Origin of the sequence: Paractinoplanes deccanensis (assembly GCF_016862115.1) — a bacterium.
Taxonomy (GTDB): domain Bacteria; phylum Actinomycetota; class Actinomycetes; order Mycobacteriales; family Micromonosporaceae; genus Actinoplanes; species Actinoplanes deccanensis.
The window spans coordinates 1-15155 of record NZ_BOMI01000068.1; the positions used below are offsets into that span (position 1 = coordinate 1).

Genomic DNA, 15155 nt, shown 5'->3' on the forward strand with positions numbered 1-15155 from the left:
AGGGCAGGGCAGGGCAGGGCAGGGCAGGGCAGGGCAGGGCAGGGAGAGGGGCAGGGCAGGGAGAGGGGCAGGGCAGGGCAGGGACGAAAGCGGCGGCCGTAATGCGGCGGTGGGTTTATGGGGTGCCGTGAACTCTTAGGTGGTCGGTGATTTCGCCTGATCGCGCTTGGCCATCAGCTATGGAATAGGCTCGAGCTGGCAGATGCTATGTCGTCCGTCCTGGCTGCACGAGTTCTCAGATTCAGCGGAATGGTTGTGTGTCGCCGGTAATTTGGTCCTGGTGGCGAGCTCAAGTTGCCGCATGCAAGGATTATGCCCTTCGGTGTTGGGAGAGTCCACCTTGGAGGTGTTTCTGAGTGTGCCAACCTCAGAGGGCAGGCGGTCACTTTCCATGGCGCGCGGTGTCATAAATAGAAGTTCTCGTTGCCATCATCCCTGCTTGTGAAATGGTGCAGCTGAGGCTCAATAAAGCCGCGGAGGGCGGCGATGGTGGAGCTCGCCGGCTGTGGGGGCGCACGAGGGAGAAGGGGTGCGCGCAGGAAGAAGGGTGCGCGCAGGAAGGAAGGGGTGCGCGCAGGAAGAAGGGTGCGCGCAGGAAGGAAGGGGTGCGCGCAGGAGAAGGGCGCCGAAGTCCAGTCAAGCGTAGGGCGCAAGAGGAAGGGAAAGGGGCGCCCGGCCGGGGCCGTTGGCGAAAGGCTGTGCAGGGCCGACCGGGGAGACTCGCCGGGGATCAGGCAAGGTGTCGCGCGGGATCAGGCGGAGTGTCGCGCCTGGAGCAGGTGCGGTGTCGCGCCTGGAGCAGGTGATGCCTCGCGCCTGGATCAGGCGAGGTGTCGCGCCAGGATCGGGAGGGGTGCGGAAGGTGCCGGATCAAGGGCGAAGAGCCGCGCTCAGAACAAAGCGAGCGTAAGACGCTCAGAACAAGGCGAGCGTAAGAAAGTCCTCCGGCCGCAGTGCCACGCTGAACGGCTTGCGAGCCTCCAGGATGTCGCCGGACGTGGCCACCGCCTGTTCGACGTAGCGGGTGCCGACGAGCTGGAACAGGCGCAGGGTCACCGTGTTCGGGGTGGGGCGGTGCGGCTCGACCAGCAGGTACCAGGGGATGCAGGCGGCCGAGTAGCGCACCCGCAGGCCGCGGTCGGTGAGGGCGTTGTCGGGGGCTATCTCGGCGATGAGGACGACGTCGGTGGCGTCGATGACCAGGCCGGGGGAGGGGGCGGCGGTGACGACGATGTCGGGGATGACGATGCGGTCGATGTCGAGGCGGACGTTCACGGAGGCGGCGACCTTCAGGCCGGCGGCGGCCACGGCGGGGCGGAGGGCGGAGACCAGCAGCCAGGACATCTCCTGGTGCGGCCAGCTGGGTGCGGGGCTGGGGCGTAGCCGGCCGTCCATCAACTCGATGCGGCGGGCGGGCTCGTAGATGGCCAGGTACTCGGCCTCGGTCAGCGGCATCATCGTCGCTCAGCGGGCGAGCGGGGTGCTGGTGTCCACCTTGACGGGGAACGGCTCGTGCAGGGTCGGCGTCTGCCCCTCCGCGAAGCGGGCGGCAACCAACAGGGCCGGACTCACCCGAAGTCCTCCGTCGCCGAACTCTGCCTCCGTCATGGGCAAGGTGTCGCGTGCGTTCATGGCTCAAATAGTCACACGACCAGTAGGCGCAAAGCAACATGTCGCGCGACACTCGTCCGGGTGATGCGGAACGGATCACAGCGGTGAATTCCGGCGGGCGGTGTACGTCATGGCGGGTATGACAGATCAGTTCAACGCCAAGACCACCGCCGACGAGGTGCTGAAGGGCATCGACCTGGCGGGGCGCCGCTACATCGTGACCGGTGGGGCCTCGGGCATCGGGCTGGCCACCGCGGAGGCGCTGACCAGGGCGGGTGCCGACGTGACAGTGGCGACGCGAAGGCCGGCCGGTGATCAGAAAGCGCTCGATCTGAGCGATCTCGACTCGGTGCGGGCGTTCGTCGACGGCTGGGACGGGCCGGTGCACGGCATCGTCGCGAACGGCGGGGTGATGGCGATCCCGGAGCGGCAGACCGCCAAGAACGGGTGGGAGCTCCAGCTCGCCACCAACTTCCTCGGGCACTTCGCCCTGATCACCGGGCTGCACGACAATCTGCGGGCCGCGCGGGGAGCCCGGGTGGTCGTGGTCAGCTCGGGCATCCAGGTCAAGGGCCCGTTCGACTTCGACGACCCGCAGTTCGAGCGGCACCCGTACGACCCGTGGGAGGCCTACCGCAACTCCAAGGTGGCCGGCAGCCTGCTCGCCGTGGGCATCGCGCGGCGGTGGGCCGGTGACGGCATCGTGGCGAACACCGCCGACCCGGGGTACGTGGCCACGAACATCCAGCGGCACCTCGACGAGGACACGCTGCGCGGTTTCGGCATGGTCGACGCCGACGGCAAGCCGGCGGACGTGCTGCCCGAGTTCTTCTCCACCGCGGAGGAGGCCGCGGCCACCACCGTGCTGCTGGCCGCCCACCCGCTGCCCGCGGAGGTGAACGGCCGCTACTACATCTACTGCCAGGAGGCCGAGCACGTGCCCGGCGGCCCGGACGCGACGAGTGGCGTGGCCGGCTGGTCCCTCGACCCGGCGGCCGCCGACCGTCTGTGGGCGCTGGCGGAGAGCGCGCTCTAAAACAGAGGGTCAACGCGGTACGGCCTGAGCGGGCGCCCGCGCCGCCTCGGCGAGACGGGCGGCCACCGCCTCGTGGTCGTCCCCGATCAGGCCGACCGTCACGCGCAGATGCGGGGTGCCTGCGCCGACCGTGAAGGCGGCGCCGGCGGCCGCACCGATCCCGGCGCCGGCGAGCGAGATCAGCGCGGCCTGCTCGTCGGCGACCGGGAGCCACAGGTTCAGGCCGTCGCCCGGTGGCAGGCCCAGCAGCGATGCCATCGTGCGCCGGCGGGACGCGTACGCCGCGCGGGCCCGGCGCACGGCCGCGACCGATGCCGGATCGGTGAGCAACGTCAACAGCAGGTGCTGGAGGAGCCGGCTGGTCCAGCCCTGCCCCAGCAGCCGCCGCTCGAGGACCGGGTCGAGCGTGGCGGCGGGCGCACCCACCGCCGCCAGGCGCAGGTCGGGGCCGTGCGACTTCGAGAAGCTGCGCACGTGGATCGTCTGGCGCGGCAGGAACGAGCCCACCGAGTGCAGGGCGGCCGAGGACACGTCGCCGGCCGAGTCGTCCTCCACGACGTACACGTGCGGGGTCTGCGCCAGCACCTCGGCGAGCGCCGCGGCCCGGGTGCCGGACCATGACGCTCCCGTGGGGTTGTGGGCGCGCGGCTGCACGAAGACGGCGGCGGGCCGCTGGGCGAGGGCCACGGCGAGCTGATCGGGCAGCATGCCCTCCTCGTCGGTCGCGGCGCCGATCACCTGGACGCCGAGGGCGTCGAGCAGGTCGAGCAGCGGCGGGAAGCACGGGTTCTCGACGACCGCGCGATCGCCGAGGCGCAGCAGGGACGAGGCGACGTGGTCGATCGCGTCCATCGCGCCGTCGAAGATCGCCAGCCGTTCCGGCGGGTACGGCCAGCTGTCCCGCAGCAGCTCGGCGAGGGCCGGAAGGACCGGTTCGTCCAGATAGCTGGTGGGTGCGGGGGAGAGCCCGGCCAGCGGCGGCAGGGGCGGCAAAAGCGACGGATCGGGCACGCCGGTGGAGAGGTCGAGCGCGAATCCGGAGCGGCCGCGCAACGCCGCACGGTAACGGCCCGGGCCGCTGAGCCGGTCCTCGGCGACGATCGTGCCGCGGCGCCCGTCGGTCCGGATGGTTCCCGACCTGCGCAGGAGCTGCCATGCTGCGCTGACGGTCGTCGGTGACATGTGCAGGGCGGTGGCCACTGTGCGTACGGGAGGAAGCTTGGCGCCCGGACGCAGCGTCCCGTCGCCGACCGCCCGCCCGACGGCATCCGCCAGACCGCGGGCGGTGAAGTCGGTGAGACGGTGTTTCAGCTCGTCAAGCATTTTGTGACAGTACGAAATGGCCATTGTTCGGTCCAGAGCTGGTACGTAATCTCCCGTCCATGATTCGTATCGCGCACTGGATCGGCGGCGCCGAGCGCGCCGGCACGTCCGGCCGGGTCGGTCCCGTCCACAACCCCGCCACCGGCGAGCAGACCGCCGAGGTCGACCTCGCCTCGACCGCCGAGATCGCCGAGGCCGTCGCGGTCGCCAAGGAGGCCGCCAAGGCTTGGCGGGAAGCCTCGCTGTCGAAGCGCTCGGCGGTTCTGTTCAAGTTCCGCGAGCTGCTCGCCGCGCACGCCGGCGACCTCGCCGCGATCATCACGAGCGAGCACGGCAAGGTGCTCTCCGACGCCGCCGGCGAGGTGGCCCGCGGCCTGGAGAACGCCGAGTTCGCCACCGGCATCCCGCACCTGATGAAGGGCTCCTTCTCGGAGCAGGCGGCCACCGGCGTCGACGTCTACTCGATCCGCCAGCCGCTCGGCGTCGTCGCCGGCATCACCCCGTTCAACTTCCCGGCGATGGTGCCGCTGTGGATGTGCACCACGGCGATCGCGGCGGGCAACGCCTTCGTGCTCAAGCCGAGCGAGAAGGACCCGTCCGCGGCCCTCTTCCTGGCCAAGCTGTGGCAGGAGGCCGGCCTGCCCGACGGCGTCTTCACGGTCGTCAACGGCGACGTCGAGGCGGTCAACGCGCTGCTCGTGCACCCGGACATCGCCGCGGTCAGCTTCGTCGGCTCCACGCCCGTCGCGAAGTACATCTACGAGACCGGTACGAGCCACGGCAAGCGCGTGCAGGCGCTGGGCGGCGCGAAGAACCACATGGTCGTCCTGCCGGACGCCGAGATCGACGCGGCCGCCGACGCCGCGGTCAACGCCGCGTACGGCTCGGCCGGCGAGCGCTGCATGGCCGTCTCCGTGGTGGTGGCCGTGGGCGACGTGGCCGGCCCGCTGGTCGACGCGATCGCCGCGCGCCTGCCGAAGCTGAGGATCGGCGCGGGCACCGACCCGGAGTCGCAGATGGGCCCGCTGATCAGCGCGCAGCACCGGGACAAGGTGGCCGGCTACGTGACCCGCGGCGTCGAGGCGGGCGCCACGGTCATCGCCGACGGGCGCGAGGCGGACGTGCCCGGCGACGGCTACTTCCTCGGCGTCACGCTGCTCGACAACGTCACCCCGGACATGGAGGTCTACACCGACGAGATCTTCGGGCCGGTGCTCTGTGTGGTGCGCGCGTCGACGTACGCCGAAGCCGTTGAATTGATCAACAACAACGAGTACGGCAACGGCACGGCCATCTTCACGCGCGACGGCGGCGCGGCGCGGCAGTTCCAGTTCGACGTCAACGCGGGGATGGTCGGGGTCAACGTGCCGATCCCGGTGCCGGTCGCCTACTACTCGTTCGGCGGTTGGAAGGCCTCGCTCTTCGGCGACACCCACATGTACGGGCCGGACGGCATCCACTTCTTCACGCGTTCCAAGGTCGTCACGTCGCGGTGGCCGGATCCCGGCACGTCCTCGATCGACCTCGGCTTCCCCACGAACCGATGACCGCCGAGCTCGTCCGCGCGGACGACCGCGCCCACGTCTTCCACTCCTGGTCCGCGCAGGGCCTCATCAACCCCATGCCCGTGGCGGGGGCCGGCGGCTCCTACTTCTGGGACTACGACAACACGAGATATCTGGACTTCTCGTCGCAGCTGGTCAACGTCAACATCGGACACCAGCACCCCCGGCTCGTGGCGGCGATCCAGGAGCAGGCGGCGAAGCTGTGCACGATCCAGCCGGCCTTCGCCAACGACAAGCGCGGCGAGGCGGCCCGGCTGATCAGCGAGCTCGCGCCCGGCCCGCTCAACAAGGTGTTCTTCACCAACGGCGGCGCCGAGGCCAACGAGAACGCCGTGCGCCTCGCCCGCGGCCACACCGGCCGGCACAAGGTGCTGTCGATGTACCGCAGCTACCACGGCTCGACGTCGACCGCGATCACCGCGACCGGCGACCCGCGCCGCTGGCCCAACGAGCCCACCGCGATCGGCGTCGTGCACTTCTGGGGCCCGTACCCGTACCGCTCGCCCTTCTATGCGGCCACGCCGGAGCAGGAGACCGAGCGTGCGCTGGCCCACCTGCGCGACACGATCGTCTTCGAGGGCGCGTCGACCATCGCCGCCGTGCTCATCGAGACGGTGGTCGGCACCAACGGCATCCTCGTGCCGCCGCCCGGCTACCTGGCCGGCGTGCGCGCGATCTGCGACGAGTTCGGCATCGTCTTCATCGCCGACGAGGTGATGGCCGGCTTCGGCCGCTGCGGCGAGTGGTTCGCCGTGGACCGCTGGGGCGTCACGCCCGACCTGATCACCTTTGCCAAGGGGGTCAACTCGGGCTATCTGCCGCTCGGCGGTGTGGTCATCTCGGACGAGATCGCGGAGACCTTCCGGGAGCGGCCTTTCCCGGGCGGGCTCACCTATTCCGGTCATCCGCTCGCCTGCGCCTCCGCTGTCGCCTCCATCGAGATCTTCAAGGAGGAGGGGATCATCGAGCACGCCCGCGCGATCGGCGACGATGTGATCGCGCCCGGGCTGGCCGCGCTGGCCGCGCGGCACCCCAGCGTCGGCGAGGTCCGCGGCCTGGGCGTCTTCTGGGCGATCGAGCTGGTGCGCGACCGGCAGACGCGCGAGCCGCTCGTGCCGTTCAACGCCGCGGGCGCGGCGGCCGGTCCGATGAACGAGGTGGCCGCCGCCTGCAAGGAGCGAGGGCTCTGGCCCTTCACCCACTTCAACCGGGTGCACGTCGCTCCGCCGTGCACGGTGAGCGTCCAGGAGGTCGAGGAAGGGCTGTCGATCCTCGACGAGGCGCTCGCGGTGGCCGACAGGTATTGCCCAGGCTAACGCCGGATTGCGTATCTCAACGGGGCACTGAACCCCGGATTCCGTTTCAGGTTTGGAAATTACTTCGGATTCCCTTGTCTTAGGTCCGTCGCGTGTGTCAAGGTCCCTCAGTCGTTTCGTGTGGGAGCTGTCACAGCGCCTTCCCCGGAGGTCTTATTCAGTGAGTGCCGCTCTGCCCGTTCTGCGCAACTTCGTCGGTGGCGCCCACACCGATGCCGTTGACGGGGTCACCTCCGAGGTGATCGACCCCAGCACCGGGGAGGCGTACGCTCTCGCGCCGGTCTCCTCCGCGCGGGACGTCGACGCGGCGATGGCCGCCGCGGACAAGGGATTCGAGGTGTGGCGCGACGCCACCCCGGCCGAGCGGCAGCGGGCGCTGCTGCGGATCGCCGACGCCGTCGAGGCCAGGGCCGGCGAGCTGATCGCCGCCGAGTGCCGCAACACCGGCAAGCCGGTCGAGGCCACCCGGCAGGAGGAGATCGGCCCGATGGTCGACGAGCTGCGCTTCTTCGCGGGCGCGGCGCGCAACCTGGAGGGCAAGTCCGCGGGCGAATATCTGCGCGACCACACGTCGTTCGTGCGGCGCGAGCCGATCGGCGTGTGCGCGCAGATCACCCCGTGGAACTACCCGATGGTGATGGCGGTGTGGAAGTTCGCGCCGGCGATCGCGGCCGGCAACGCGGTCGTGCTCAAGCCGTCGGACACCACGCCGGTGACCACCCTGCTGCTGGCCGAGATCGCCGCCGAGTTCCTGCCGCCGGGCGTGCTCAACGTGGTCTGCGGCGACCGGGACACCGGCCGCGCCGTGGTCGCCCACCCCACGCCGCAGCTCGTCTCGATCACCGGCTCCACCCGGGCCGGCATGGAGGTGGCGGTCTCGGCCGCGGCCGATCTCAAGCGCGCCCACCTCGAGCTGGGCGGCAAGGCCCCGGTCGTCGTCTTCGACGACGCCGACATCGAGGCCACCGCCGCGGCGATCGCGGGCGCGGGCTACTTCAACGCCGGCCAGGACTGCACGGCGGCGACGCGCGTGCTCGTGCACGGGCGCATCGCGGCCGACTTCACCGCGGCGCTGGCCCAAGCCGCCCGCGACACCAAGGTCGGCGCGCCCGACGACACCGACGCCTACTTCGGACCGGTCAACAACGCCGCCCAGCTCGCCCGGGTGCAGGGCTTCCTGGAGCGGGCGCCCGAGCACGCGCGGATCGAGGCCGGTGGCCACCGGATCGGCGAGCGCGGCTACTTCCTGGAGCCGACCGTCGTGTCCGGACTGCGGCAGCGCGACGAGATGATCCAGGACGAGGTCTTCGGCCCGGTCATCACCGTCCAGGAGTTCGACGACGAGGACAACGCCGTCCGCTGGGCAAACGACGTGCGGTTCGGCCTGAGCGCCAGCGTCTGGACGCAGAACCACGGCCGGGCGATGCGTGTCTCGAGGCGCCTCGACTTCGGTGCCGTCTGGATCAACACCCATCTCCCGTTCGTCTCCGAGATGCCGCACGGCGGCTTCGGCCATTCGGGATACGGCAAAGACCTGTCGATGTACGGGTTCGAGGAGTACACCCGGATTAAGCACGTCATGAGCTACCTGGGCTGACTCCCCGTACCGCAAGCCCCACCCCACCGCGAAGAGGAACGCCATGACCACCCCTCAGCACAGCGTGGCCCGTCCCAGGACGGCGCCGATCGCCGCCGGGCACCCGGCGATCGAGTTCGCCGGCGTGCACAAGAACTACCTGTCGCACGGCGAGACCGTCGCCGCGGTCAAGCGGACCGACCTGGCGATCGCCCAGGGTGAGTTCTTCTCGCTGCTCGGCCCCTCGGGCTGCGGCAAGACCACGACGATGCGCATGATCGCCGGGTTCGAGGAGCCGACCGCCGGCACGGTCTTCCTCGACGGCAAGGACGTCACGCACGTCTCGGCGAACAAGCGCGACGTGAACATGGTGTTCCAGTCGTACGCCCTCTTCCCGCACCTGAACACGTACCAGAACGTGGCCTTCGGCCTGGAGCGCAAGAAGGTGGGCAAGGACGAGATCAAGCGCCGGGTCGGCGAGATCCTCGAGATCGTCTCGCTGACCGGCATGGAGAAACGCTCGCCCAAGGAGATGTCCGGCGGTCAGCAGCAGCGGGTCGCGCTGGCCCGGGCGCTGGTCAACCGCCCGCGGGCGCTGCTGCTCGACGAGCCGCTCGGCGCCCTCGACCTCAAGCTGCGCCAGCAGATGCAGATCGAGCTCAAGCGCATCCAGCGCGAGGTCGGCATCACCTTCGTCTACGTCACCCACGACCAGGGTGAGGCGCTGACCATGTCGGACCGCATCGCGGTGATGAACGCGGGCGTCATCGAGCAGCTCGGCTCGCCGCGCGAGATCTACGAGAAGCCGGCCACGCGGTTCGTCGCCGGCTTTATCGGCACCTCGAACATCGTCGACGGCCGCGTCGAGCGTGTGGAGGGCGGGCTGGCCCTGCTCTCCTACACGGCGCAGGACCGGGTGGTCGTGCCGGTGCCGGGGTCGGTGCGCCCGGGGGAGAAGCTGGAGGTCTCGATCCGCCCCGAGAAGATCGACCTGCACCGCGGGGTGCCGCCCGTGACGGCGACCGGAGGCAGCGTGCTGTCGGGGACAGTGACGGAGGTCGTTTATCACGGAACCTCAACGAATTACACCGTGGCGACGGCGGCCGGTGCGGATTTCACTGTCTTCGATCAAAATGCCTCCAACGCCGACGATCTTGCGGATCGTGGCGACCGCGTCTATCTGACCTGGGCCCCCCAGCACTCGTACATGATCGGAGTCTGATATGTCCGCGCCGAACTTTTCCGACCCCTCCCTTCTCCGCGGTCTGACCCAGCGGCGGTTCGGACGGCGTGACGCGCTGAAGCTCTCCGGTCTGGCCGCCACCGGCGCCGCCCTCGCCGCCTGTGGTGTGCAGGGCAAGGGCGCCTCCAACTCGGCGAGCGCCGCGCCCGACGCCATCGCCCAGTTCTGGAACGGCAAGGCCAAGAACGGCAAGCTCAGCTTCGCGGGCTGGCCGCTCTACATGGACCCGAAGCAGCCCGAGCTCAAGCAGTTCACCGCCAAGACCGGCATCAAGGTGAACTACCAGGAGGTCATCCAGGAGATGGGTCCCTGGTTCGCCAAGGTGCAGCCGCAGCTGTCGGCGGGCCAGTCCATCGGCTACGACCTGATGGTCATCACCAACAGCTTCCAGTTCACCCAGTTCCGCGACTCCGGCTTCCTGGCGCCGCTCGACCTGGCCAAGCTGCCGAACTACACCAAGAACGCCGGCGACGCGTACAAGAAGGAAGCGTTCGACCCGGGCAACCAGTACAGCATCCCGTGGGCGTCCGGCATGACCGGCATCGCGTACGACCGATCGAAGACCAAGCGGGACATCACCAAGCTGTCGGACCTGTGGGACCCGGCCTTCAAGGGCAAGGTCGGCATGTTCTCCGACATCCAGGAGCTCGCCAACTTCGGCCTGCTGGCGGTCGGCGCCGACCCGGCCAAGTCCACCGCGGAGGACTGGGACAAGGCGGCGGCCAAGCTCAAGGAGCAGAAGGACAAGGACATCGTCCGCAAGTACTACGACCAGAGCTACGTCGACGCGCTGGGCAGCGGCGAGGTCTGGATCACCCAGGCGTGGTCGGGCGACATCTTCCAGAAGAACATCTCCGACGGCACCGACTTCCAGTTCGTGATCCCCGAGGAGGGCGGCACGATCTGGACCGACAACATGACCATCCCGATCACGGCGGAGAACCCGGTCGACGCCCTCATGCTGATGGACTTCTTCTACGAGGTCCCGATCGCGGCGTCGCTGGCCAGCTACATCAACTACGTCTGCCCGGTGCCGGCCGCCCAGGCCCAGATGCGTGCCGACGCCGGCAAGCTCACCGGCGAGGACAAGGACGCGGCCCTCGCCGTCGCGAACAGCAAGCTCGTCTTCCCGACCGCCGCCGAGTACGCCAAGCTGCACTACTACGTGGCGTTCGAGTCGGTCTCCGAGCAGCAGAAGTTCCAGAAGACCTTCGAACCTATCGTGCTGGGATGACATGAAGAACCGCGTAAAACGACAGCTCGCGCCGTATCTGCTGGTTCTTCCCGGCGGCGTCTGGCTGTTGATCTTCTTCGCGGTGCCGATGATCACGATGCTGTCGCTCTCCCTCCAGGAGGGCGACATCGTCAACGGCTACCGCTTCACCGGACACTGGCAGACCTATGTGGACGCGATCTCGGCGTACCAGACGCAGATCGTCCGATCGCTGATCTACGGCGCGATCACGACGATCATCCTGATCGCGCTGGCCTTCCCGGTCGCGTACTGGATCGCCTTCCACGGCGGCAAGCGCAAGTCGACGTACCTCTTCCTGCTGCTCCTGCCGTTCTTCGTCTCGTTCGTGCTGCGCACCATCTCGTGGCGGCAGATCCTCACCGACGAGGGGCCCGTGGTCAGCCCGCTCAAGAGCATCGGGCTCGTCGGCGACTCGTTCCACATCCTCGGCACGCCGGCGGCGGTGATCGGCGGCCTGGTCTACAACTTCCTGCCGTTCATGGTGCTGCCCATCTACGTGGCCCTGGAGCGGATCGACCCGCGCGTGGTCGAGGCATCCCGTGACCTGTACGCCGACCCGATCACCACGTTCCGCAAGGTGATCTTCCCGCTGGCGCTGCCGGGCGTGTTCGCCGGCGTGCTCATGACCTTCGTGCCGGCCAGCTCCGACTACGTCAACTCCGAGGTGCTCGGCAGTTCCGGCACCACGATGATCGGCCAGGTCATCCAGGCGCAGTACCTGGTCAACTCCGACTATCCGACGGCCTCGGCGCTCTCGTTCGTGCTGATGGCGGTGCTGCTGATCGGCGTCTTCACGTACGCCCGGATGCTCGGCACCGAGGACGTGATGAAGGTGGCCGCGCGATGACCGCATCGACCCTCGAACGGACCGCTCCCGCCGCCGAGCCGGCCGTCAAGCCGCGGCGGCGTCTCACCGGCGCGGGCTTCATGCGCGCGTACGTCTGGGTGATCATCGCCTGGCTCGTGCTGCCGATCGCCGTGATGATCCTGTTCGGCTTCAACGACACCCCCGGCCGCTACAACCAGTCCTGGGTCGGCTTCACGTTCAAGTGGTACGCGAGGCTGTTCGAGCTGTCCAACCTCACCCAGGCCCTGATCAACTCGCTGCTGATCGCGGTGGTGAGCAGCGTGCTCTCCGCCGCGCTGGGCACCGGCATCGGCTACGCGCTGGGCCGTTACCGCTTCCGCGGCGCCGGCTCGCTCAACCTGGTCATGTTCGCCACGATCTCCTCGCCCGAGCTGATCATGGGTGCCTCGCTGCTGACCCTCTTCGCCTCGCTGCAGGTGGGCCTCGGCGCGGTGACGATCACGATCGCCCACGTGATGTTCTCGATCTCCTTCGTGGCGACCGTGGTGCGGGCCCGGGTGATGACCCTGGACCGCTCGGTCGAGGAGGCGGCGGCCGACCTGGGCGCGACCCCGTGGGTCACGTTCTGGAAGGTGACGTTCCCGCTGATCCTGCCCGCCGTCTTCTCCGGTGTGCTGCTGGCGTTCGCCCTCTCGATCGACGACTTCATCGTCACCAACTTCACGGCGGGCACCACCGAGACGTTCCCGCTGTTCATCTGGGGCGCCACCCGCATCGGCATCCCGCCGCAGGTGAACGTGATGGGCACCCTGATCTTCGCGGCCGGCGTGCTCTTCGCGGTGATCGCGAACGTGCGCTCGCGCAAGGCCACCAAAAAGGACTGACCGGGCCTCGGCCCCTGGGGGCGCCGCCGCTCGTCACGCGGCGGCGCCCTTGGCCGCTGCGGAACCGGGCCGGTGACGCCTCGGTCATTGCGGGAGCGGGCCGGCGGTGGCGCCTGTGTCGTTGCGGGAGCGGGCCGGTGGCGTCTCGGTCATTGCGGGAGCGGGCCGGTGGCGGCGCCTGTGTCGTTGCGGGAGCGGGCCGGTGGCGGCGCCCGTCGCCTATGGGGGGAGCGGGCCGCCGGCCAGGACGATCACGATGCCGGCGGCGGCCGCGGTCAGCAGGGTGAGGACCGGGCCGCGGCGCGCGGCCAGCAGCAGGACGGCGGCGCCGGCGAGGACGGCGAACTGCCATGCCCGGTCGAGGGTGAGGGCCAGGGGGACGGCGGAGCCGAGGATCGCGCCGATCGCGGCGGGGCCGGCGCCGTCGAGGAAGGCTCGCACTGTCCGGTTGCCGCGCAGGCGGTCGAAGCGGTCGGCGCCGAGCAGGATGAAGGCGAACGACGGGCTGAACGCGACGGCCGAGGCGAGCAGGCCGCCGCCGAGCCCCGCGGCGGCGTAGCCGACCACGGCGACCGTCTGCACCACCGGGCCGGGCGTGATCTGGCCGAGCGCCACGGCGTTGAGGAACTGGGCGCCGGTCATCCAGTGGTAGTGGTCGACGGCGTCGGCGCGCATGAGCGGGATGATGACGAACCCGCCACCGTACGACAGGGCGCCGACCTTGAGCGCGACCCAGGCGATCGAGAGGGCCACCCCGCCGCCGAGACCCGCGGCGGCGAGCACCGGCAGCCCGAGCCTCGGCGAGCCGGCCGTGTCCCGGCCGACGGACCGCTGCGCGATCGCCTCCACGACGCCGCAGGCCACGAGCAGCAGCACGAGCCACGGGCCGATCGTCGCGGCGGCGACCGCGCCCACGAGCAGGTAGGCCGTCCAGCGGACGCGGCTGCTGTGCTCGGGCGCGCGCCGCCACCCGGCCGGCATCAGGCTGGTGCCCGCCTGCACGGCCACGGCGGCCACCGCGGCGCCCGCCCCCGCCCCGGCGGCCTTGACCCACGTCGGCGGGTCACCGTGCAGGAAGAGCGCCGCCAGCGCCAGGATGACGATCAGTCCCGGCACGATGAACGCCAAGCCGCCGACCAGGGCGCCGGCGCGGCCCCGGACCCGCCAGGCGCAGAAGATCGCCAGCTGGGTGGAGGCCGGGCCGGGCAGCAGGTTGCACGCCGCGATGGCGTCCTCGAACTCGCGAGCGTCGAGCCACCTGCGGTCGTCGACGCAGAGCTTGCGCAGCAGCGCGATGTGCGCCGGCGGCCCGCCGAACCCCACGCAGCCGATGCGGCCCCACTCCTGGAGAACGGTGGCGAGCCCGGCCCGCGGCTGGTCGCTCACTCAGGCTCCGGCCGGCTGGAACAGCTCTACGGGGTTGCCGGCCGGGTCGTCGAGGACGATCTGCCGGCCGCCGGGCCCGCTGACCACGTCGCTGCGGAACGTGACTCCCTCCGACCGGAGCCGGGCGACCTCGGCGTCGATGTCGTCGACGAGCAGGTGGATCCGGTTCCAGCCGCCCGGCGCGGGCGTGCGCCCGTCGGGCATGGGACGGCCGGCCGAGCTGGACGGCCCGGACAGCAGCAGCCGCAGGTTGCCCCGGAGCACGTCGGCGAAGGCCGGCGGGTACGAGGTGTTGACCGTGAAGCCGAGATGCCCGGTGTAGAAGTCGATCGCGTTCTGGACGTCGTCCACGAGATAGCGCACGTGCACGGTGCTGTCGTTCATGACGCCTCCTCCAACGGTGTCGAGGAAAGGGTGTGCAGCAGGAAGCCGACGCGCTCGGCGATCTCGTCCGCGACCGCGTCGAAGGCGGGCCGGCCGGCGGGATCGGCGGCCGGGTCGGGGATGCTCCAGTGCGCCGGGTCGGGGTGACCCGGGAACTCCGGGCACACCTCCCGGACGCGGTCGCACAGGGTGATGACGCGATCGAAGTGCTCCGTCGCGTACACCTCGAGGTTCTTGGAGAGGGCCGTGCTCAGGTCGAGACCTCGCGTGGCCATGGCCGCGACGGCGCAGGGGTGGATCGGCTTGGGGTGACTGCCGGCGCTGAACGCCTCGACGCGGCCGCCGGACCGGGCGCGCAGGAACGCCTCGGCCATCTGCGAGCGGGAGCTGTTGCCGGTGCAGAGGAACAGGACCCGGGCGGCGGCGGGCTCCGGCGCGGGCGGGGGAGCGACCCGGAGACCGGGATGCAGCGCCCCGCCGGCCGCCGTCAGCAGGCTCCCGCAGCGTGTGAGATCGAGCCGGTAGTAGATGTCCCGCCCGTCGGCCGAGCTGCGCCGGGTGCGGACCAGCTCGGCCTTGCGGAGCAGGCCCAGGTGGTACGAGACGAGGTTCTGCCGCTCGTCCACCAGCTCGGTCAGCTCGTGCACCTGGCGGTCGCTGCGCGCGAGCTCGCCGAGGAGCCGCCACCGCAGCGGATGGGCGGCGGCTCGCAGGAAGGCCGGGAGGTCGCTTCGCTGGCCCATGGGCTCAACTTACATCAAACGAATT

The 15155-nt window shown here is 70.1% G+C and carries 13 protein-coding genes; 8 read left to right on the forward strand and 5 right to left on the reverse strand.

The window, feature by feature from the left end:
- Nucleotides 1–915: 915 nt before the first annotated feature.
- Nucleotides 916–1458, reverse strand: a complete 543-nt coding sequence (locus tag Ade02nite_RS18445) for a Uma2 family endonuclease (RefSeq protein WP_203764597.1) — start codon at nt 1456–1458, stop codon at nt 916–918.
- Nucleotides 1459–1750: 292 nt separating this feature from the next.
- Between Ade02nite_RS18445 and Ade02nite_RS18450 the strand changes: the two genes are divergently transcribed.
- Complete coding sequence (locus Ade02nite_RS18450) at nt 1751–2647, forward strand: SDR family NAD(P)-dependent oxidoreductase (protein WP_203764606.1); 897 nt, start codon at nt 1751–1753, stop codon at nt 2645–2647.
- 9 nt (nt 2648–2656) lie between these two features.
- Here Ade02nite_RS18450 and Ade02nite_RS18455 read toward each other — a convergent pair whose 3' ends face one another.
- On the reverse strand, nt 2657–3970 hold the full coding sequence (locus tag Ade02nite_RS18455; protein ID WP_203764618.1) for an aminotransferase class I/II-fold pyridoxal phosphate-dependent enzyme: 1314 nt from the start codon (nt 3968–3970) through the stop codon (nt 2657–2659).
- Nucleotides 3971–4029: 59 nt separating this feature from the next.
- Between Ade02nite_RS18455 and Ade02nite_RS18460 the strand changes: the two genes are divergently transcribed.
- The 7 genes from Ade02nite_RS18460 (at nt 4030) to Ade02nite_RS18490 (ending at nt 12617) form a co-directional block, all read left to right on the forward strand.
- Complete coding sequence (locus Ade02nite_RS18460; RefSeq protein WP_203764620.1) at nt 4030–5517, forward strand: CoA-acylating methylmalonate-semialdehyde dehydrogenase; 1488 nt, start codon at nt 4030–4032, stop codon at nt 5515–5517.
- Nucleotides 5514–6851, forward strand: coding sequence for an aspartate aminotransferase family protein (locus Ade02nite_RS18465; protein ID WP_203764624.1), 1338 nt, complete (start codon nt 5514–5516; stop codon nt 6849–6851). Before Ade02nite_RS18460 ends, Ade02nite_RS18465 begins: the two co-directional genes overlap by 4 nt.
- A 160-nt stretch (nt 6852–7011) precedes the next feature.
- Nucleotides 7012–8448 (forward strand): gamma-aminobutyraldehyde dehydrogenase, encoded by a 1437-nt coding sequence (locus Ade02nite_RS18470; RefSeq protein WP_239168861.1) that lies wholly within the window; start codon nt 7012–7014, stop codon nt 8446–8448.
- Between the two features lie 43 nt (nt 8449–8491).
- Nucleotides 8492–9649 carry an ABC transporter ATP-binding protein gene (locus tag Ade02nite_RS18475; protein WP_203764626.1) on the forward strand — a complete coding sequence of 386 codons (1158 nt, stop codon included), beginning with the start codon at nt 8492–8494 and terminating at the stop codon, nt 9647–9649.
- Nucleotide 9650: 1 nt separating this feature from the next.
- Nucleotides 9651–10904: a polyamine ABC transporter substrate-binding protein gene (locus tag Ade02nite_RS18480; RefSeq protein ID WP_203764628.1), complete on the forward strand. Its 1254-nt coding sequence runs from the start codon at nt 9651–9653 to the stop codon at nt 10902–10904.
- 1 nt (nt 10905) lies between these two features.
- A complete protein-coding gene (locus Ade02nite_RS18485) occupies nt 10906–11772 on the forward strand; it encodes an ABC transporter permease (RefSeq protein ID WP_203764630.1) in 867 nt (288 codons plus the stop codon).
- Complete coding sequence (locus Ade02nite_RS18490; RefSeq protein WP_203764632.1) at nt 11769–12617, forward strand: ABC transporter permease; 849 nt, start codon at nt 11769–11771, stop codon at nt 12615–12617. Before Ade02nite_RS18485 ends, Ade02nite_RS18490 begins: the two co-directional genes overlap by 4 nt.
- A gap of 219 nt (nt 12618–12836) precedes the next feature.
- Here Ade02nite_RS18490 and chrA read toward each other — a convergent pair whose 3' ends face one another.
- The 3 genes from chrA to Ade02nite_RS18505 are packed head-to-tail and all read right to left on the reverse strand — an operon-like array spanning nt 12837 to nt 15130.
- Nucleotides 12837–14003: a chromate efflux transporter gene (gene chrA / locus Ade02nite_RS18495; protein WP_203764652.1), complete on the reverse strand. Its 1167-nt coding sequence runs from the start codon at nt 14001–14003 to the stop codon at nt 12837–12839.
- On the reverse strand, nt 14004–14387 hold the full coding sequence (locus Ade02nite_RS18500) for a VOC family protein (RefSeq protein ID WP_203764653.1): 384 nt from the start codon (nt 14385–14387) through the stop codon (nt 14004–14006).
- Nucleotides 14384–15130: an arsenate reductase/protein-tyrosine-phosphatase family protein gene (locus Ade02nite_RS18505; RefSeq protein ID WP_203764654.1), complete on the reverse strand. Its 747-nt coding sequence runs from the start codon at nt 15128–15130 to the stop codon at nt 14384–14386. Before Ade02nite_RS18505 ends, Ade02nite_RS18500 begins: the two co-directional genes overlap by 4 nt.
- Between the last annotated feature and the right edge of the window lie 25 nt (nt 15131–15155).

Excerpts from the sequence above, each read along its gene's own strand:
- Ade02nite_RS18475 (WP_203764626.1), top strand. The coding sequence starts at position 8,492 with ATGACCACCCCTCAGCACAGCGTGGCCCGTCCCAGGACGGCGCCGATC.
- Ade02nite_RS18445 (WP_203764597.1), bottom strand. The coding sequence starts at position 1,458 with ATGATGCCGCTGACCGAGGCCGAGTACCTGGCCATCTACGAGCCCGCC.
- Ade02nite_RS18465 (WP_203764624.1), top strand. The coding sequence starts at position 5,514 with ATGACCGCCGAGCTCGTCCGCGCGGACGACCGCGCCCACGTCTTCCAC.
- Ade02nite_RS18450 (WP_203764606.1), top strand. The coding sequence starts at position 1,751 with ATGACAGATCAGTTCAACGCCAAGACCACCGCCGACGAGGTGCTGAAG.
- Ade02nite_RS18505 (WP_203764654.1), bottom strand. The coding sequence starts at position 15,130 with ATGGGCCAGCGAAGCGACCTCCCGGCCTTCCTGCGAGCCGCCGCCCAT.
- Ade02nite_RS18490 (WP_203764632.1), top strand. The coding sequence starts at position 11,769 with ATGACCGCATCGACCCTCGAACGGACCGCTCCCGCCGCCGAGCCGGCC.
- Ade02nite_RS18460 (WP_203764620.1), top strand. The coding sequence starts at position 4,030 with ATGATTCGTATCGCGCACTGGATCGGCGGCGCCGAGCGCGCCGGCACG.
- Ade02nite_RS18480 (WP_203764628.1), top strand. The coding sequence starts at position 9,651 with ATGTCCGCGCCGAACTTTTCCGACCCCTCCCTTCTCCGCGGTCTGACC.
- Ade02nite_RS18455 (WP_203764618.1), bottom strand. The coding sequence starts at position 3,970 with ATGCTTGACGAGCTGAAACACCGTCTCACCGACTTCACCGCCCGCGGT.
- Ade02nite_RS18485 (WP_203764630.1), top strand. The coding sequence starts at position 10,906 with ATGAAGAACCGCGTAAAACGACAGCTCGCGCCGTATCTGCTGGTTCTT.
- Ade02nite_RS18500 (WP_203764653.1), bottom strand. The coding sequence starts at position 14,387 with ATGAACGACAGCACCGTGCACGTGCGCTATCTCGTGGACGACGTCCAG.